The 18,414-nt window shown below is 67.9% G+C and carries 17 protein-coding genes and 1 pseudogene; 14 read left to right on the top strand and 4 right to left on the bottom strand.

Annotated features, from left to right (window positions below; genetic code table 11):
* Window position 1 precedes the first annotated feature (1 nt).
* The 4 genes and pseudogenes from efeB to BMI01S_RS25280 all read left to right on the top strand — a co-directional run bounded on the left by efeB (window position 2) and on the right by BMI01S_RS25280 (window position 5,126).
* Window positions 2–1,309: an iron uptake transporter deferrochelatase/peroxidase subunit gene (efeB, locus tag BMI01S_RS25295; RefSeq protein WP_028231881.1), complete on the top strand. Its 1,308-nt coding sequence runs from the start codon at window positions 2–4 to the stop codon at window positions 1,307–1,309.
* Between the two features lie 32 nt (window positions 1,310–1,341).
* The gene (locus tag BMI01S_RS25290; RefSeq protein WP_028231882.1) at window positions 1,342–2,361 is read left to right on the top strand and encodes an iron ABC transporter substrate-binding protein; all 1,020 of its coding nucleotides are present in this window, start codon (window positions 1,342–1,344) and stop codon (window positions 2,359–2,361) included.
* Window positions 2,362–2,416: 55 nt separating this feature from the next.
* Window positions 2,417–4,058: pseudogene (locus BMI01S_RS25285) on the top strand (ABC transporter permease).
* Between the two features lie 18 nt (window positions 4,059–4,076).
* The gene (locus tag BMI01S_RS25280; RefSeq protein ID WP_028231883.1) at window positions 4,077–5,126 is read left to right on the top strand and encodes an ABC transporter ATP-binding protein; all 1,050 of its coding nucleotides are present in this window, start codon (window positions 4,077–4,079) and stop codon (window positions 5,124–5,126) included.
* On the opposite strand, the gene BMI01S_RS25275 is transcribed toward BMI01S_RS25280, so the two are convergent.
* Window positions 5,114–5,983 carry a LysR family transcriptional regulator gene (locus tag BMI01S_RS25275; protein WP_028214153.1) on the bottom strand — a complete coding sequence of 290 codons (870 nt, stop codon included), beginning with the start codon at window positions 5,981–5,983 and terminating at the stop codon, window positions 5,114–5,116. The genes BMI01S_RS25280 and BMI01S_RS25275 overlap by 13 nt on opposite strands.
* Before the next feature lie 146 nt (window positions 5,984–6,129).
* Between BMI01S_RS25275 and BMI01S_RS25270 the strand changes: the two genes are divergently transcribed.
* Window positions 6,130–7,056 (top strand): DMT family transporter, encoded by a 927-nt coding sequence (locus BMI01S_RS25270; protein WP_028231884.1) that lies wholly within the window; start codon window positions 6,130–6,132, stop codon window positions 7,054–7,056.
* 28 nt (window positions 7,057–7,084) lie between these two features.
* Here the strand turns inward: BMI01S_RS25270 and BMI01S_RS25265 are convergent, their stop codons facing one another.
* Entirely contained in the window at window positions 7,085–8,386 is a 1,302-nt protein-coding gene (locus BMI01S_RS25265; RefSeq protein WP_028231885.1) for an MFS transporter, read from the bottom strand.
* A 217-nt stretch (window positions 8,387–8,603) separates the two neighbouring features.
* Between BMI01S_RS25265 and BMI01S_RS25260 the strand changes: the two genes are divergently transcribed.
* From BMI01S_RS25260 to mdcH, 8 genes are read left to right on the top strand one after another with little or no spacing between them, the layout of a single operon-like run.
* Window positions 8,604–9,383 (top strand): GntR family transcriptional regulator, encoded by a 780-nt coding sequence (locus BMI01S_RS25260; RefSeq protein WP_028214150.1) that lies wholly within the window; start codon window positions 8,604–8,606, stop codon window positions 9,381–9,383.
* Window positions 9,367–11,040: a malonate decarboxylase subunit alpha gene (gene mdcA / locus BMI01S_RS25255; RefSeq protein ID WP_028231886.1), complete on the top strand. Its 1,674-nt coding sequence runs from the start codon at window positions 9,367–9,369 to the stop codon at window positions 11,038–11,040. Before BMI01S_RS25260 ends, mdcA begins: the two co-directional genes overlap by 17 nt.
* Before the next feature lie 5 nt (window positions 11,041–11,045).
* Window positions 11,046–12,002: a triphosphoribosyl-dephospho-CoA synthase gene (locus tag BMI01S_RS25250; protein WP_042290947.1), complete on the top strand. Its 957-nt coding sequence runs from the start codon at window positions 11,046–11,048 to the stop codon at window positions 12,000–12,002.
* Window positions 11,990–12,304 (top strand): malonate decarboxylase subunit delta, encoded by a 315-nt coding sequence (locus BMI01S_RS25245; protein ID WP_028214148.1) that lies wholly within the window; start codon window positions 11,990–11,992, stop codon window positions 12,302–12,304. The genes BMI01S_RS25250 and BMI01S_RS25245 overlap by 13 nt, the downstream gene beginning before the upstream one ends.
* Complete coding sequence (locus BMI01S_RS25240) at window positions 12,301–13,182, top strand: biotin-independent malonate decarboxylase subunit beta (RefSeq protein WP_028231887.1); 882 nt, start codon at window positions 12,301–12,303, stop codon at window positions 13,180–13,182. Before BMI01S_RS25245 ends, BMI01S_RS25240 begins: the two co-directional genes overlap by 4 nt.
* Window positions 13,179–13,994 carry a biotin-independent malonate decarboxylase subunit gamma gene (gene mdcE, locus BMI01S_RS25235; RefSeq protein ID WP_028231888.1) on the top strand — a complete coding sequence of 272 codons (816 nt, stop codon included), beginning with the start codon at window positions 13,179–13,181 and terminating at the stop codon, window positions 13,992–13,994. The genes BMI01S_RS25240 and mdcE overlap by 4 nt, the downstream gene beginning before the upstream one ends.
* Entirely contained in the window at window positions 13,994–14,680 is a 687-nt protein-coding gene (locus BMI01S_RS25230; RefSeq protein ID WP_028231889.1) for a malonate decarboxylase holo-ACP synthase, read from the top strand. The genes mdcE and BMI01S_RS25230 overlap by 1 nt, the downstream gene beginning before the upstream one ends.
* On the top strand, window positions 14,677–15,609 hold the full coding sequence (gene mdcH, locus BMI01S_RS25225) for a malonate decarboxylase subunit epsilon (RefSeq protein WP_036020518.1): 933 nt from the start codon (window positions 14,677–14,679) through the stop codon (window positions 15,607–15,609). Before BMI01S_RS25230 ends, mdcH begins: the two co-directional genes overlap by 4 nt.
* A gap of 142 nt (window positions 15,610–15,751) precedes the next feature.
* Here the strand turns inward: mdcH and BMI01S_RS25220 are convergent, their stop codons facing one another.
* Together BMI01S_RS25220 and BMI01S_RS25215 are read right to left on the bottom strand one after the other, a co-directional pair.
* On the bottom strand, window positions 15,752–16,360 hold the full coding sequence (locus tag BMI01S_RS25220; protein ID WP_028214143.1) for an alpha-ketoglutarate-dependent dioxygenase AlkB family protein: 609 nt from the start codon (window positions 16,358–16,360) through the stop codon (window positions 15,752–15,754).
* Between the two features lie 94 nt (window positions 16,361–16,454).
* Complete coding sequence (locus BMI01S_RS25215; protein WP_028231890.1) at window positions 16,455–16,787, bottom strand: hypothetical protein; 333 nt, start codon at window positions 16,785–16,787, stop codon at window positions 16,455–16,457.
* A 409-nt stretch (window positions 16,788–17,196) separates the two neighbouring features.
* On the opposite strand from BMI01S_RS25215, the gene BMI01S_RS25210 reads away from it, so the two are divergent.
* Window positions 17,197–18,366 (top strand): metallophosphoesterase, encoded by a 1,170-nt coding sequence (locus BMI01S_RS25210; RefSeq protein WP_028231891.1) that lies wholly within the window; start codon window positions 17,197–17,199, stop codon window positions 18,364–18,366.
* The last annotated feature ends 48 nt before the right edge of the window (window positions 18,367–18,414 follow it).

Raw genomic sequence — 18,414 nt, 5'->3', positions numbered from 1 at the left:
CATGTCCTCCGACGATACCCTCGACAACCCGTCGCGCCCCGCGCGGCGCGGCTTCCTGAAAGCTGGCGCAGCACTCGGGGCGAGCCTCGGCGCAGGCGCGGCCACGAGCGGCCTCGCCCAGGCCGCCGAGGCGAAGCAGCCCGCCATGCCCGCCGACCCGATGCTCGCCGTCGAGCCGTTCTACGGCGAGCACCAGGGCGGCATCGTGACGCCGCAGCAGGCGCACACCTATGTCGCGGCCTTCGACCTCACGACGACCTCGCGCGACGACGTCATCAACCTGCTGCGCAAGTGGACGCAATCCGCCGCGCGCATGAGCCAGGCGCAGCCCGCGGCATCGCTCGACGGTACGGGCGAAGATCATCCCGCGCCCGACTCCGGCGACGCGCTGGGCCTCGGCCCGGCCGGCCTCACGGTGACGTTCGGCTTCGGCCCCGGCCTCTTCACCTCGCAGGACAAGGACCGCTACGGTCTCGCGCACAAGCGCCCTGCCGCGCTCGTCGATCTGCCGCGCTTCAACGGCGACCAGCTGATCGCGCAGAAAACCGGCGGCGATCTCTTCGTCCAGGCCTGCGCTAACGACGCGCAAGTTGCCTTCCACGCGGTGCGCCAGCTCGCGCGTCAAGGCTATGGAATCCTGACGATGCGTTGGGGCCAGGCGGGCTTTCTCTCGGGCCCGCGCGCGCAGACGCCGCGCAATCTCATGGGCTTCAAGGACGGCACCAACAATCCGCCGACCGCGGATCCGAAAGCGATGAACCAGTTCGTTTGGGCCACCGCTGCCGACGCGCCGTGGATGCAGGGCGGCACCTATACGGTGGTGCGGCGCATCCGCATCACGCTGGAGCACTGGGACCAGGTGGAGCCCGGTTTCCAGGAGCAGGTGTTCGGCCGCCACAAGTACAGCGGCGCGCCCATCGGCATGAAGAAGGAGTTCGACACCGTCGACCTCGACGCGAAAGACAAGGACGGCAATCTGCTGATTCCCGAGAACTCGCACGTGCGCCTCTCGAACCGCGCATTGAACAACGGCGCGCAGATCCTGCGCCGCTCGTACTCGTACAACGACAGCACGGACTTCTATATCGAGCGGTGGCCGCCGTGGCGCCAGGAAACCGAATACGACGCGGGCCTCATCTTCGTCGCGCACCAGAGCGACCCGCGCACGGGCTTCATTCCGATCAACGAGCGCCTCGCGAAGTTCGACATGATGAACCAGTTCACCACGCACGTGGGCAGCGCGATCTTCGCGTGCCCGCCGGGTGCGAAGCCGGGCTCGTTCATCGGTGCGGAGCTGTTCAGCGCTTGATATCGGTCGATAACATCGGATCTCTAATCAATATGAAACTTTCCTCGAAGCGCGCCGCGCTGCGCGCCGCCGCATTCTCGCTCGCCATCGCCGTCATGCTGCCGCCCGGCGCCCACGCCGCCTCAATCACGATCTACAACGCGCAGCACGAGCAGGTCGTGAACCAGCTCGCGAAGGACTTCGAGCAACAGACGGGCATTGGCGTGAAGATCCGCAGCGGCGAAGGCCCGGCACTCGCGGCGCAACTCGTCGCCGAAGGCACGAAGACGCCCGCCGACGTCTACTTCACGGAGAACTCGCCCGAGCTGATGCTGCTCGAGGAGAAGGGCCTGCTCTCGCCCGTGCAGCAAGCCACGCTCGCCGTCGTGCCCGCGCGCTACAACTCGCCGCAAGGACAGTGGGTGGGCGTGACCGCGCGCGAGAACGTGCTTGCGTACAACACCGCCAAGGTGCAAGCGGGGCAGTTGCCGCAATCGCTTCTCGATCTCGCGAAGCCGGAATGGAAGGGCAAGGTCGGCATCGCCCCGAGCGACGCCGACTTTCTGCCGGTCGTCGACGCCGTGCTCGCGATGAAGGGTGAGGCGGCGACGCTCGAATGGCTCAAGCGCCTGAAGACCAACGCGCAGATTTTCGACGACGACGAAGGCGTGGTCGCCGCCGTGAATCGCGGCGCCGTGGCGACGGGCATCATCAACAATTACTATTGGGCCCGCCTGCACGCCGAGCTAGGTGACCAGAAGACGCGCAGCGCCGTGGCGCACTTCGGCGATGGCGACGTGGGCGCGCTCGTGAACGTCTCGGGCGCGGCAGCGACGAAGTCGGCGCACAACGTGGACGGCGCGCAGAAGTTTCTCGCCTACCTCGTGAGCGAGCGCGCGCAGAAGCTCATGGCGCAGGACCACATCAGCTTCGAATATCCGTTGCGGCCCGGCGTGGCGAGCGATCCCATCAACAAGCCGTTCGACCAGCTGAAGCCGCCCGCACTGACCATCCAGCAGCTAGGCGACGACAGCCAGGCGGGCAAGCTGCTGCGTCAGGCAGGCCTGCTTTAATCACCACGGAGTCCGAAGCAAGATCGTGAGCGAAGCCGTCACTACGGTGCAAGCCGTGCCTGAGTCTCATCAAGAGACTATCGCGAGGGCGCCGTCCCAAAGCGCGCGACGCCATGCGCCGCGCGCGCTGCTCGCGACGGCCGCGCTCGGCCCGCTGCTGGTGCTGCTGCCGCTCGCGCTCACGTTCTGGCGCGCTCTCGTTCAGCTTCGCCGATGCCGCCGAGCTGATCTTCCGGCCGCTGGTTGGCGAGCTGCTCGTCAATACGCTCTCGATCACCGTTTCGGCCACGCTCGCTTCGGCCATGCTCGGCACGGCCGTGGCATGGCTCGTCGAACGCACCGATGTGCCGGGGCGGCGCGCATGGGCGCTCCTCGCCGCCGCGCCGCTCGCCATGCCCGCGTTCGTCACGAGCTATGCGTGGGTCTCGATGAGCCTGGATTTGCAGGACTTTCTCGGCGCGTTCATCGTCATCACGACGGCCTACTTCCCGCTCGTTTATCTCCCCGTGGCCGCCGCGCTGCGCGGTCTCGACCCGGCGCTCGAAGAGTCGGCGCGCGCGCTTGGCTGCAACCACTGGGCCGTTTTCGTGCGCGTTGTGCTGCCGCAATTGCGGCCCGCGCTGTTCGGCTCGATGCTGCTCGTCGCGCTCGGCGTGCTCTCCGAATTCGGCGCATTCACGCTATTGCGGTTTCGCACGTTCACCACGGAAATTTATGCTGAATACCGCACGAGCTTCGATGGCGGCGGCGCCTCGTTGCTCGCTTGCGTGCTAATCCTGCTCTGCCTCGTGTGCCTCGTGCTCGAGTTTCGCGTGCGCGGGCGCGCCCGCTATGCGCGCGTGGATCGCGGCACGCGGCGCGCGAACGTGCGCCATGCACTCGGGCGCTGGCGCTGGCCTGTCACGGCGGGCTTCGTCGCGCTCAACGCCGCCACCCTGGGCGTCCCGCTCGCGATGATCGGCTACTGGCTCACGCAGCCGGGCGCAGCGGCTATCACGCCGGCCGAGGTCTCGCCCGAGTTGCTGGTCTCGACCACCTTCGCCTCGCTGCGCCTCGGTCTGACGGCCGCATGCTTCACCACGCTGCTCGCGCTGCCGCTTGGGTATCTGCTGGCGCGTTACCCGGGCCACGCGGCCACGTTCCTCGAACGTACTGCCTTTATCGCGCAAGGCGTGCCGAGCCTCGTCATTGCGCTTGCGATCGTCTCGCTCGCCGTGCGCGCGCTCGAACCGCTGTACCAGGGCACCACGCTGCTGATCGCGGCCTACGCCATCCTCTTTCTGCCGCTCGCGCTGGTGAGCGTGCGCGCCGCGCTCATGCAGGCGCAGCAGCGCCTCGAAGAAACCGCACGCGCGCTCGGTTTGGGCTGGTTCGCGACGCTGCGCCGCGTCGTGCTGCCGCTCGCGGGCCCCGGTCTCGGCGCGGCGGCCTCGATGGTCTTCATCTCCGTGGTGACGGAACTCAACGCCACGCTACTGCTCGCGCCGATCGGCACCCACACGCTGGCCACGCAAGTCTGGACCGACACTTCTACGCTCGCCTTCGCGGCCGCAGCGCCCTACGCCGCCCTGCTCACCGCGCTGTCGCTCGCGGCTTCGGGCCTGCTGTTCGCATTTGCTGGCCGCTCGGCGCTCGCGGGCCATGCGGCCGCGCCGACGCCGGCCGCCCCTTCCGATATGCCCGCCAACGGCGCCTGAGTCCCGTTTCGCATCCCCATGAGCACACTTCGCATCTCCGGCCTTCAAAAGGCCTTCGACGGTCATCCGGTCCTGCACGGCATCGATCTCGCCGTGCGCTCGGGTTCGCTCGTCGCGCTGCTCGGCCCCTCGGGCAGCGGCAAGACGACGCTGCTGCGCTTGCTGTGCGGTTTCGAGCGTGCCGACGCCGGCACGATCACGATCGACGGCCAGCGCGTGGCTGGCGACGGCCTGCATCTGCCGACCGAACAGCGCCGCATCGGCTATGTGCCGCAGGAAGGCGCCCTCTTCCCGCATCTCTCGGTTGCCGGGAACATCGTGTTCGGGCTGCCGCGCGCACAGCGCCGTGCACGCCATCGCGTGGCCGAGATGCTCGAACTCGTCGGGCTGCCTCAAGCGTATGCATCGCGCGCGCCGCAGCAGCTCTCGGGCGGACAGCAGCAGCGCGTGGCGCTGGCCCGCGCGCTCGCGCCCTCGCCCGGCCTCGTGATGCTCGACGAACCGTTCTCGTCGCTCGACGCCGCGTTGCGCGTCGAAACCCGCGAAGCCGTGGCGCGTGCGCTCGCCGCAGCCGGCGCGACCGCCGTGCTCGTCACCCACGACCAGGCCGAGGCGCTGTCACTCGGCCATGAAGTTGCCGTGTTGTGGCGGGGAAGACTGCTGCAAAGCGGGCCGCCGCAAACGCTCTACCGCCGCCCGGCCACGCCCGAACTCGCGGCTTTCATCGGCGAGGCGGTGCTGCTGCCCGGCACGGTAGCGAACGGACGGGCGCATTGCGTGCTCGGCGCGCTGCCGATCCAGCAAGAGCAGCACGCCGAAGATGGCGCCGTGGACGTCATGCTGCGCCCCGAGCAGATCGACGTGCTGCCCGAAACCGCGCAACGCGATGGCGCGCTCGAAGCCATCGTGCGCGCCATCACCTTCCACGGCCAGGACGCCGCGCTCACGCTGCAACTGATCGATGCGGACACAACGATCCGCGCACGCGTGCCCGGCTATCGCACGCCGCGTGAAGGCAAGCGCGTGCGGCTCGCGGTGGGCGGCGAAGTGAGCGTCTACCCGCGCTGACGCGGCACCGAAAGATCCTGCACCATCTGCTGCGCGAGGTAGTCGCACGTGGGCCGGTTCGATTTGGCGCTGCGCGCCACCACGATTTCCAGCGGCTCTATTTTCGGCAGGCCCTGCGCCTCGCCGAGAATCGCAAAGCGCGGCGGCACGCTGCAGCGCGTGAGCGCCACGATCGCAATGCCCGCTTCCACCGTCGCCAGGAGCCCCAAAAGGCTCGCGCTGCTATATGCCGCCCGATAACGGATGTGCGCGGCATCGAGCGCCGCCACCGTATGCGCGCGCGCCACGCAGCCGTGCTCGTATAGACCCACCGGCAACGGCGACATGGCAAGCGGCGCGGGATCGGTGGCGGAGCCCACCCATACCAGTTCCTCAGCGCGCACGAATTCGCCGCGCAACTTGCGGTCGCGCGTCACGAAGGCGATGTCGATCTTGTTGTCCGCGAGCATGGGCCCGAGCGCCGAGCTTTGCGCGCATACGATCTCGATCTCCACATGCGGATAAAGCGTCGAAAAGCGCCGTAAAACCGGCGAGAGCAGCGAGGCCATGTAGTCGTCGGGGGCACCTAGCACCACGCGCCCCGTCACTTCCGGCCGCACCATCGCCGCCCACGCTTCCTCCTGCAAGTCCAGTGCCCGCCGCGCGTATTCGAGCAACGTGGTGCCCGGCCGCGTGAGCGCGAGATTGCGGGTGTCGCGCGTGAACAGCGTGGCGCCGAGCATCTGCTCGAGCCGTTTGACCTGCATGCTCACGGCCGCCTGCGAGCGGTGCACGGCTACGGCGGCCTTCGTGAAGCTGCCCGCGTCGGCGACGGCAGCGAAGGTGCGCAGCAAGTCGATGTCAAATTCGGGGTTCAAGCGGGGCTGGCTCCGGGCTACAGGTGGGGGCGGCGATTCATAAGCTGAATTGATGGAATTCTTCAATTTAATTCGTTTGCCCGCGCCCGGCAACTGGCAAATACTGGAGCCGTTTTCAACCCCCTTTCGATTTTGCCGCGTAAGCCATGCAATCCGATCATCAAGGTAACCGTCAGCAAGGCGTCCTCATGCTCGCGGGCGGCGGCCTCCTGATGGGCACGATCGGCGTGTTCGTCGAGGAGGCGCGCCTTGGCGCGCTCACGCTCGTGTTCTTCCGCTGCTTTTTCGGCATGCTCGCGCTCGCCGCGTACTGCGCGTACAAGGGCTGGCTCACGCCCCGGCAGTTCACGCGCCGCACGTTCGCGCTCGCGCTCATTTCGGGCGTGCTGATGGTGACGCAGTGGGTGGCCTTCTTCGACGCGATCCATCGCACGAGCATCGCGGTCTCGACGGTCGTGTTCCACGTGCAGCCGTTCTGGGTCGTGCTGATGGGCGCCGCGCTCTTCCACGAGCGGCTCGGCGCGGACCGGCTGGGCTGGATCGGCATGGCGTTCGTGGGCCTCGTGCTCGCTTCGGGCGTGCTCGCGGAAAGCCATATCGCCGATCGCACGAGCTACACGATCGGCATCGCCGAATCGCTGGGCGGCTCGCTGCTCTACGCGAGCGTCACGCTCATCGCCAAGGGCCTGCGCGATTTTCGCCCGCATCTGCTCACGCTCACGCAATGCGCGGTGGGTGCGGTGTGTCTGCCGCTCATCGCGCCGTTTTTCGCGCCGCTCCAGCTCGCGCATATCTCGGCCGTGCAATGGGGCTGGCTAGTCGGCATGGGGGTGCTGCACACGGGGCTTTCGTACGTGCTGATCTACGGCGCGTTGCCGATGCTCACCACGCCCGTGATCGCCGTGCTGCTGTTCGTGTATCCGCTCACGGCGATCGCCGTCGATGCGATCGTCTACGGGCGTGCGTTGAGCGCGCTGCAACTCGCCGGCATGGCGCTGATCGTGGCGGCGAGCCTCGGCGTGAATCTCGGCTGGCGCCTGCTGCCGCCGAGGCTCGTGAAGGTGCGCCGCTAAAGCGCGCGGCGCACGTCAAGGCACAGCCTCAGGTCGGCAGCGTCTTACCCCTGGTTTCCGGCGCGAACGGAATGATCAGGAGTCCTGCGACGAATGCCAGCGCCGTGAGCGCGACCGGCGTGCCGAGCGTGTGCATGTTCAGCACCGCGGCGCCCAGCAGGAAGTTCACCCCCGCGCCCACGAAGCGGCCGAACGACGTGCAGAACGCGAACGCCGTGGCGCGCACGCGCGTTCCGAACTGCTCGGGCAACCACAGGCTGAAGAGCGCGAAGTTGCCGCCAAAGAAGCCGAGCACGAACAGCAGCGCGATGAACGGCACCAGCCCGTTCTTGAGGTAGAACGCCCAGCCGAAGCTCGCGGCGATCGCCACGGCCATGCCCGCGAAATAGACGGCGAGCGTCCATTTGCGGCCGATGCGTTCGGCCAGCGGCGGCAGCGCGAGACAGCCCAGGATCGTGCCGATGGAGAGAATGCCGGTAGCGATCGAAGCGGTGCGGATCGCCTCGGCCTTGCTCGCGCCCGCCTTCGTCGCGAGCTGGATCACGGCCGAAGGCTCATAGACGGCGCCCGCCCACAGGCCGATGATCGCGATCGTCAGCAATGCGCACGCCACCACGGTACGCACGCGATACACGCTGCCGAAGATTTCACGCAGCGGGTGACCGTGGTGCACATGGCTCGCCTCCGACTTCTGCCACGTCTCCGGCTCATCCACGCGCGTGAGCACCAGAATCGCCACCACCACCGGCACCGCGCCCGTGAGGAACATGGCCCGCCAGCCGAAGTGCACGCCGATCGTGTAATTGAGCGCGGCCGCGATGAAAAAGCCCGCGTAATAGCCGGTCTGCAGATAGCCCGCCCCCATCTTGCGGCGATCTTCGGGCCACGATTCGGCCACGTAGGTGCCCGCGAGCGCCCACTCGCCTCCAATGCCCACGCCCGCCAGAAAGCGGTAGATGCCGAGCGCCCAGACGCTCTGCGCGGTGGCGGAGAGGCCCGTGAAGATAGCGAACATGAAGATGGTGCCGGCCAGCACGCGCGTGCGGCCAAAGCGGTCGGCGAGCGGCCCCCAGATGAACGACAGGCCCCAGCCCACGAGGAAGAGCGCGAACAGGATCGAGCCGGCGAGCCCGATGTTCGCCGCACTGGCCTCGTAGCCCGAGCGCGGCAACAGTTCGGTGAGCGCGGGCGTGAGCACGAGTGCGTAGATGAACGAGTCCATCCCATCGAGCGTCCAGCCCGCCCAGGCGCCCCAGAAACCGGCGATCTGCGACCGGTTGAGCGGTGTCTTGCTGCGAGTACGCCGCGCGGACTCGGTGATCGAATTCATGATGCTCCTCTCTCCTTTGATGTCTCGCCCTGCGCGCATGCCTGTATGCGTGCGCGCCGCGAAACGCGGAAATGCAGGCCGCTGCAGAAGCCGGCCCTCGTCAGGAACTTCCTGTAAGCCCCCGTTCTCCCTACCCGTCTATAGTGAATCCGATGCTTCTGTGGTGCGGGTTTTCGAGGCTTTCGCCTTCGTCTTTTTATATATAATATGTGATCCTATGAACGACGCAACGGATGGTTTTCCCCTGGAAGGCGCTAGCGCGCCCCGCACCAGCACCTCGCGCATGATCGCCGACGCCCTGCGCAGCGCGATCGTCGAGGGCAAGCTCGCGCCTGATGCGCCGCTGCGCCAGGACGCGATCGCGCGGCATTTTTCGGTCAGCGCCATTCCCGTGCGCGAGGCGTTGCGCCAGCTCGCGAGCGAAGGCTGGGCCAAGATCGAAGTGAACAAGGGCGCGAGCGTCGCCTCGCTCTCGGCCGACGAAGCGCGCGAGATCTACGAGATCCGCTCGGCGCTGGAGAGCCTTGCGCTCGGCCTTGCGATTCCGAACCACACGAGCGCCACGCTGCGCGAAGTGAGCGCGCTCGCCGCGGCCGCGAAGCGTGAACGCGATCCGTCGCTCTATGTCGCGCGCAACGAGGCCTTTCATATGAACCTCTACGCGCCCGCCGGCCGGCCGCAGTTGATGGAGATGCTCACGACGCTCCATCGCCGCGGCGAACGCTATCTGCGTCTGAAATTCGGCTTTCCCGAGTACAAGGGCGAATCCGATAGCGAGCACGCCGAGATCCTCGCCGCCGTGAAGCGCGGCGACGTGCCCACCGCGCAAAAGCTCGTGGCGGAGCACCTGCTCGGCACGGGCGAACTCATCTACCGTTTCCTGACCGAGCGCGCCGCGCCGCCTGCGGCGGCGACCTCAGCGCCCCCTGCTGCACCGAAGCCGCGCGCCGCCTCTTCCCGCTCACGGAGCCGAACCGCCGATGAAGCCTCAAGCTGATACGCAACCCTCGCCCGGCCTCGCGCCGCGCTCGTGGACCACGCGCCGCGACGAGAAAGCCCGCCGCCTCGCCGCCATCTCGCACTGGCTCGAAGACGGCATCCTTCCCGCCGCGCGCACGACCGAAGCGCTCGAACTGCTGATCCGCCCCGGCGACCGCGTCGCGCTGGAAGGCGACAACCAGAAGCAGGCCGACTTTCTCTCGCGCTCGCTGGCAAAGGCCGATCCCGCAAAGCTCAACAACATCCACCTCCTGATTTCGAGCATCAGCCGGCCTGAGCAACTCACGCTGTTCGAGCGCGGCATTGCGCATCGCGTTGACTTCGCGTTCGCGGGGCCGCAGAGCTTGCGCGTCGCACAACTGCTCGAAGACGGTCAGCTCGAAGTGGGTGCGATCCATACCTATGTCGAGCTATACGCGCGCATGTTCGTCGACCTGATTCCGCAGGTCGCACTGCTTTGCGCCGAGAAGGCCGACCGCCACGGCAACCTCTACACCGGCCCGAACACCGAGGACACGCCCACCATCGCCGAGGCCGCTGCGTTCAGCCAGGGCATCGTGATCGTTCAGGTAAACGAAATTGTCGACGAACTGCCGCGCGTGGATATCCCCGGCTCGTGGGTCGACGTGGTCGTGCAAGCCGACCGGCCGTTCGCGGTCGAGCCGCTGTTCACGCGCGACCCGCGTCATATCGGCGACTTGCAGGTGCTCACCGCGATGATGGTCATCAAGGGCATTTACGCGCCTTATGGCATCGCGTCGCTCAATCACGGCATTGGGTTCGACACCGCCGCGATCGAATTGCTGCTGCCCACGTATGGCGAATCGCTCGGCCTGAAAGGCAAGATCTGCCGTAACTGGACGCTCAATCCGCATCCCACGCTCATTCCCGCGATCGAATCGGGCTGGGTGGAAAGCGTGCACTGCTTCGGCAGCGAAGTGGGCATGGAGGCCTATATCGCCGCGCGGCCCGATGTGTTCTTCACCGGCAGCGACGGCAGCCTGCGCTCGAACCGCGTGCTGTGCCAGCTCGCGGGGCAATACGCCGTCGATCTCTTCATCGGCTCGACGCTGCAGATCGACGCCGACGCGAACTCGTCCACCGTCACACGCGGGCGCCTCGCGGGTTTCGGCGGCGCGCCGAACATGGGCCACGATCCACGCGGCCGGCGCCACGCGAGCGAAGCGTGGCTCAAGCTGCTCAAGGACAACGGCCCGGTTTCGCGCGGCCACAAGCTCGTGGTGCAGCTTGCGGAGACCTGGAAGAAAGGCGGCGAGCCGACCTTCGTCGACGAACTCGACGCCATCGCCGTGGGCCGGAAGAGCGGCATGCCCGTCGCCCCCGTGATGATCTACGGCGACGACGTGAGCCACGTCGTGACCGAGGAAGGCATTGCGCACCTGCATCGCGCCGAAGGCATCGACGAACGCCGCGCGGCGCTTGCGGCCGTGGCGGGCGTGACGCCCATCGGGCTGCGCGCACAGCAGCAGAAAACCGACGAGCTGCGCCGCCGCGGCATCGTGCAGTTCCCCGAGGATCTCGGCATCCTGCGCGGCAACGCCAAACGTTCGCTGCTCGCGGCGCGCAGCATCGACGATCTGGTGACGTGGTCGGGCGGCCTCTACACGCCGCCCGCGCGCTTTCGCAGCTGGTGAGCGCGATGCGCACGTTCACCCTTACGCCGCTCGCCGAGGGTGCGGCGGGCCTCGCGCGGCGCGTCCCGTGCAGCGCCGGTGCACCGTCGCCGGGTTCGGCCGCACAGCTCGCACGCTTCGCCCGCGACGCACTGATCGAAGAGGCGCGCCTCACGCCCAAGCCCGCGCTCGTGGACGCGCGCGGTAGTGGCGCGCACAACGATCTCGATCTCGCGACGATGCTGCGCTCGGCGCACGCGCTCGAACCCACGTTCGAAGCGCTCGCGCGCGCGTCGTGCGGCGCCGCGCCGGGCACGGCGCTGCGCACCGACCTCGCGCGCATCGGACGCGCCGGCGAAGCCGCGATGATGCGCGCGACGCAAGGCAGCAATGCGCATCGCGGCGCGATCTGGATCGTCGGCCTGCTCGTGGCGGGCGCGGCGATCGTGCACACGCCTCACGCCAGCCATGGCGCGTACGCCCATGCGGCGCACATCTGCGCAACCGCAGCGACGATTGCACGCTTCGACGACCTGTTCGCGCGACCCACGCAAAGCCACGGCGAGCGCGTGCGCCAGCGTTTCAAGGTAGGCGGCGCGCGCGGCGAAGCACAGGACGGTTTTCCGCACGTCGTGCGCGTGGGTCTACCCGCGCTGCACGCCGCACGGGCGCAAGGTTGCGACGAAGCCCACGCGCGCGTGGACGCACTGCTCGCGATCATGGCGTCGCTCGACGACACCTGCGTGCTCCATCGCGCGGGGCTCGCCGGGCGCGAGGCCGCGCAAGCCGGCGCGCGGCGCGTGCGCGACGCCGGTGGCGTTGCGACACAGGCCGGGCGCGCGGCCTTCGATGCGCTGGAACGCGCGCTGCTCGCGCTCAACGCATCGCCGGGCGGCGCGGCCGATCTGCTCGCCGCGACGCTCTTCATCGACAGACTGCTTCAGCACCGCATGGGCGGGAGGACGGCTTCATGGAACAACTGACATTCGACTACCCGGCGCAACGCGCCGTGACGACGCGCGCCCATGTGGGCGTGGTGGGTTCGGGCGATCTCGAAGTGCTGCTGCAACCCGCCAGCGACATGCAGGCGCGCGTGGTCGTGCATACGAGCGTGGACGGCTACGGGCACATCTGGAAGAGCGTGCTCGACCGCTTCTTCACGCGCTACGACGGCGCGGCGCTCATCGAGATCAACGACTTCGGCGCGACGCCCGGCGTGGTGGCGCTGCGGCTCGCGGAGGCTGTGGAAGCGGCTCAGGGCGGTGAACGAGGAGCACAGTCATGAGCAGCACTAATCAAGTGGGGCCGGGCGCGCTGCTGCGCGAAAGCTTCATCGAGTTGAGCGCCCGGGAGCGCGCGGCCGCCGTGCTCGACGCGGGCACGTTCCGCGAACTCCTCGGCCCATTCGACCGCATCGAATCGCCGTGGCTCCCGTTGCAGGGCATCGTCTGCCAGGCCGACGACGGCGCGGTGATCGCGCGCGGGACCATCGACGGCCAGCCCGCCGTGGTCGCCGCCATCGAATCCGCGTTCCAGGGCGGCAGCATCGGCGAAGTGTCGGGCAGCAAGATCGCCGCGGCGCTCGAACTCGCACTCGCCGACTGCGAGCGCGGCAAGATCGTGCGGCCCGTCATCCTGTTCGAAACGGGCGGCGTGCGCTTGCAGGAAGCGAATCTCGGCCTCGCCGTGATCGCGGAGATCCAGTCGGCCATCGTCGCGTTGCGCGCTCACGTACCCGTGGTCGGCGTGATCGCGGGCATGGTGGGTTGCTTTGGCGGAATGTCGCTCGCTGCGGCACTGTGTTCGATGCTCGTGATGACGAAGCAAGGCCGCCTCGGCATGAACGGCCCCGAGGTGATCGAGCAGGAAGCCGGCATCGAGGAACTCGATTCGAGCGACCGCCGCCAGGTATGGCAACTGATCGGCGGCGAGCAGCGCACGCAGACAGGCTTCGCCGATGCGCTGGTGGACGATGCCGTCGACGACGTGCGCACCGCCGTGCGCGCGGCGTTTTCGCAAGGCGTGCCGCACTCGCATCGCTCGGCGAACGTCGATGCGATGCTCGCCAGGCTCGCGCAAATCGATCCCGCCAGCGTCACCCCAGAATCGATGCGCGCGGTGTTTGCCGCATCGCCCACGAACCTCCGCGGAGAAACGGCATGAACTACACGACGACGAGCCGCGGCACACGCTGGCTGCTCGCCCTGGCGGGTGTTGACGCACGAGGCGCCTGCGTTCAGTACGCCGATGCGCCGCTCGGCGACGAAACGGCGCGCTTCATCACCGTGGCGCCCGATCCCGCGAACCGCTTTCCGCGCGCGCGCGACAACGTGGTGGGCCTCGAGCAAGGCTGGCTTCTCGCGAAGGCCGTGCGCGACGCGATTGCCGAAGATGCCGCGAGCGGCAAGCGCCGCCCCATCATCGCGATCGTCGACGTGAAGAGCCAGGCATACGGCTACCGTGAGGAGATGCTCGGCATCCACCTCGCGTGCGCATCGGCCGTGGACGCCTACGCGAGCGCGCGCCTCGCCGGGCATCCCGTGGTGGCGCTGATCGTCGGCCCCGCGATGTCGGGCGCGTTCCTCGCGCACGGCTACCAGGCCAACCGCATCGTCGCGCTCGACGCGCCCGGCACGATGGTCCACGCCATGGGCAAGGAAGCCGCGGCGCGCGTCACGCGGCGCAGCGTCGAGGAGCTCGACGAACTTGGCGAAAAGATCGTGCCGATGTCCTATTCGATGGCGTCGTTCGCGAAGCTCGGTCTGCTCGACGAGCTGATCGAAGGCGTCGACGCGGACGCGCCCAGCAACGCGCAAACCGCGCGCGTGCGCGACGTGCTCGCGAAGAAGGTGCGCGAAGCCCGCGGCGACAAGAGCGGCCTCGCGCATCGCTTGCAGGGCGAATCGGCACAGCGCACGCGTGCGGCGTCGATCGAGGTGCGCAAGCGCCTTGCGCAACAATGGGACGCTAGCTGATGCGCGTCTGCGCTGCCCCGCCCTTCGCAGAAGACGCGCCGCGCCAGGACGATGCGCGCTGGCACGCCCACGATCTGCTGCAGATTCGACGCGGCGCATCGATTGCGCACTCGAGCGACGAGCCGGACTGGGTACGCGGCGCCCTCGCGCGCGCACCCTGGGTGGTCGTGCGGCGTACGCGCGCGGCGGCAGGCTTCGTGGCGGTCGGCGTGCGCGGCAGTGCACGATCACAGCGTTTCGGCACGTGGCTCGATACTGAGGATATCGAATCGTCTTCTGCGCCGGAAGACCTGCGCGATATCGAGCCGCTGCGCGAGCGCCGCGCACTGCCCGCGTTCATCGCGCTGGCCGCCCTGCGCGAAACCGCCTCGCCGCTACGCGATTACGCCTGGGGCCCCACGGGCAGCGCGGGTTTTGAACTCGCCGCGGGCATCCCCACGCTCACGGCGTCGAGCGATCTCGACGTCCTGATTCGTCTGCCGCAACGCGTCTCGCGCGCCGCGATCGACTCGCTTGCGCAAACGCTCGCGCGAGCCGCGAGCCGCGCCGGCACGCGCATCGACGCGCAACTCGAAACGCCATCGGGCGGCGTCGCGCTGGCCGAACTCGCCGTGCACAAGCCGCGCGTGCTGGCGCGCGCTTCGAGCGGCGCGCAGCTCGTTACCGATCCCTGGCGCACACCATGACGCTCGCGCTGCTCTTTCCCGGCCAAGGCGCGCAAAGCCCCGGCTTTCTCCACAAGCTGCCGCAGCACGACGCGGTGCGGGCGACGCTCGCCGAGGCATCGGCCGCGCTTGGCCTGGACGTCCTCACGCTCGATAGCGACGACAGCTTGCGCTCCACGGTTGCGGTTCAGATCGGGCTGACGGTCGCTGGCGTTGCCGTTGCGCGCGCGCTCGCGCACGAAGGTCTCGTTGCCCAGTTCTGCGCAGGGCTATCCGTGGGCGCCTATGCGGCAGCGGTAACGTGCGAAGCCCTGTCGTTCGGCGACGCGCTGCATATGGTGCGCAAGCGCGCCGAGCTGATGGAGAACGCGTGGCCCTCGGGCTACGGCCTGGCGGCCGTCGCGGGGTTGAGCGAGACGCAGGTGGAAGCGCTCGCGCAAGCACATGCGCGCGAAGGCGGCGAACCCGTGTACGTGGCGAACGTCAACGCCCCGCGCCAGATCGTCGTGGCCGGGGCCGACGCGGCGCTCGCGGCGTTCTCCGCGCGCGCGCTTGCTGCCGGCGCGCGCAAGGCGCAACGGCTCATGGTTGCGGTTCCTTCGCATTGCGAACTATTGGCCGATGCCGCCGACAAGCTCACCGCGTGGGCGAAAGACATCCCCTTCACGGCGCCGCGCAGTGTCTACGTCGACAATCGCGGCGGCCGCCCGCTCCACAGCGCAAACGCGATCCGCGCCGATCTCGCCACCAACATGCGCTATACGGTGCGCTGGTACGACGCACTGACGGTCGTGATCGAATCGGGCGCCAGTGTGCTGGTCGAGGCGCCGCCTGGCCAGGTACTCACCGACATCGCGCGCGAGCACTATCCCGAAGAAACGACGGCGCTCGCGGCATCGACGTTGCCTCATGAGCGGCTCGTCGCTATCGTGCGGCGGCGGTTGGGTTGAGCTTCGCTTGAGTCGTGCGCGCCGCCGCCAAATAGGGCGTTTATGCGCATAAAGTCTTATTTGATTTCTACGGCGACGCGTGGAAGCTCGAGGCTAATCGCATGTTCATTGATTTCGCGGCCATCTGGCGCCATCTAGCGTCTTATTTACGCAAACCTGCGGTCACAATACGAAACGTCAGATTGACGCGCTCACCGCACACGGCGGGCTCCTTCGGCACCCGATGCCGCCACTGCGCCTGAGTCATGCCCTGCATCACGAGCAGGCTGCCGCTCGTCAGCCGGAAGGAGCGCACCACGCCCGTTGCGTTGTGGCGCAGATCGAAACGCCGCGTCGCGCCGAGGCTCAGCGAGGCAATGACCGGTTCCGGGCCCAGCTCGGGTTCGTGATCGGCATGCCACCCCATGCTGTCTGCGCCGCTGCGATAACGATTGAGCAGCACGCTGTTAAAACGCACGCCGCACAGCGCCGAGATGGCGTCGCGCAATTCGGCCACCGTGGCGGACCAGGGCTGCGGCACGTTGCGAATTCCAGAGTAGACGTAGACCGCGCCCTCATCGCCTTGCCAGGCCGTGAGACGCGGCTGGTCCACCCAGCCGCCGGGCGTGCGAATGCGCTCCTGGCGCCAGTCGGCCTCGGCGATGATGCGGGTGAGCGCCTCGGCCGCCGCATCGTCCGCGAGCCATGACGGATGCCACCTCACGTCGGGGTGAGGCGCGGACTGGGGCGTGTCGTCGAAGAGATCGAACATCGCGAACGCTTGAATCGAGCGGGAAACGCACAGTTTCGCACGGCGCGAATGCGCCCGCCGCGCGCCGCCCATTTCAGCAGTTGTGCTTGCGGGATCAGGTAAGCAGCGCGATATAGAACACCGCTGCACCGATGAGCGCGCCGACGAAACAGAAGCCCTCGGCGGGCTCGTCGGTGGTGCGCGAGCGCAGCCACGCGCCCACTACGCCGAACATGCCCGCGATACCTAACGCGACGAACAACATCACGACGTCGAATAACGCGCTTCGGCCGATATCGAGGATATCGACTCGCTTGACGGCGAAATAGACTACGACGGCCATGATCGAGAGCACGACCATCGGCAGCATGACGTGGCTGCCCTCATAACCGACGTGACGACCATGCAGACCCTCGTGCACCCCATGCGCAGGCCGGATGATTTTCATGATTCGTCTCCCCCAGGAGCGCCCGAAAAGCACGGGCCTCGATTCAAGCATAGTCCATCGCCGAGGCTAATTCAATGGACGTTTAATAGTGTGGCGCAGCCCCGCAAGAAAATAGTGCAACCAGCGAGATCGCATTGGCAATCCAGGGAAATGCCGCAGCGCCACAACCCTGCCCCGCGTACCGCGCGAGCCCCATTCATACACGCATGCATGTATGTCGAGTCCGCGTTCCTGTGGGCTTCGATGGCGCATCGCAGCAAGCACCGGGGACGCCGCCATGTCACAGCGCAAACGCAGCCGTCCCGGTAAAATCCAACGCAGCCTGCCTGAACGCCGTCCTTACGCGTTCCCGGTGTCCGGGCCTTTGCCGCAGCGCCCTGCGCCGCCCCTGCCATCCGTTCCCGCCGCCATGCCCCGACTCTCGTTTCTGGTCCGCTTCATTGCCATCGGCGTGCTGCTGCACGCCTATGTCGGCTTTCGCCTGATCCCCGATCTGCCCGTGCCGGCCGCCGGCAAGTGGCTCGCGGTGCTGTGGCTCGTGCTCTCGGTGCTGTTCATCCCGCCCGGCATGCTCGCGCGGCGCTTCAAGCGCCAGCCGCTCGGCGACCGTCTCGCGTGGATCGGCATGCTTGCCATGGGATTTTTCTCGTCGCTGCTCATGCTGACGATCGCGCGCGACATCGTGCTCGCCTCCGCCATGACCGTGGAGGCGCTGTGGCCCCGCGCCATCGATCTCGCGAACTGGCGCACCGCGAGCGCCGCCACGGTGATCACGCTGGCCTTCGTTTCCTCCGGATTCGGCTTCTTCAATGCGCGGCGGCGCGCGCGCGTGCGCAACGTCGAGGTGCCGATTCGCGGCCTGCCCGCCGCGCTCGACGGCTTCACGATCGTGCAGCTGAGCGACATTCACGTCGGGCCCACGATCAAGCACGGTTACGTCGATGCGATCGTGCGCGCCGTGAATCAGCTCGACGCCGACGTGGTGGCCATCACCGGCGACATCGTGGACGGCAGCGTGGCCCATCTCGCCGATCACACCGCGCCGCTCGGCAAGCTCAATGCCCATCACGGCGTGTATCTCGTGACCGGCAATCACGAGTACTACTCGGGCGCGGACGCGTGGATTGCCGAGTTCCGCCGCATCGGGCTCACGGTGCTGATGAATCAGCACGTGGTGATCGAACATGGCGGCGAGCGGCTCGTGCTGGCCGGCGTGACCGACTTCACGGGCGGCCAGTTCGATCCCGCGCACCGCAGCGATCCGGCCGCAGCACTGCGCGGCGCGCCCGCGGACATCCACACACGCGTGCTGCTCGCGCACCAGCCTCGCACCGCGCACGCCGCCGCCGCCGCGGGCTTCACGCTGCAACTGTCCGGCCACACGCACGGCGGCCAGATCTTCCCGTGGAATTTCCTCGTCCGGCTGCAGCAGCCGTTCACCGCGGGGCTGGAAAAGCTCGGCGGCCTCTGGGTCTATACGAGCCGGGGCACCGGTTACTGGGGGCCGCCCAAACGCCTTGGCGCGCCTTCGGAGATCACGCGCGTGCGGCTCGTGGGTGCGGTATTGAGCGCGGACTGAGCGTGCATTGCAACCGGCGACGGCCGGCACGATCTTGTCGGTATGATT

It is taken from the genome of Paraburkholderia mimosarum LMG 23256 = NBRC 106338, assembly GCF_000739815.1.
GTDB classification, from domain to species: Bacteria; Pseudomonadota; Gammaproteobacteria; order Burkholderiales; family Burkholderiaceae; genus Paraburkholderia; species Paraburkholderia mimosarum.
Note: the sequence above shows the minus strand (reverse complement) of the source record. Positions and strands in the feature narration are given on the sequence as shown.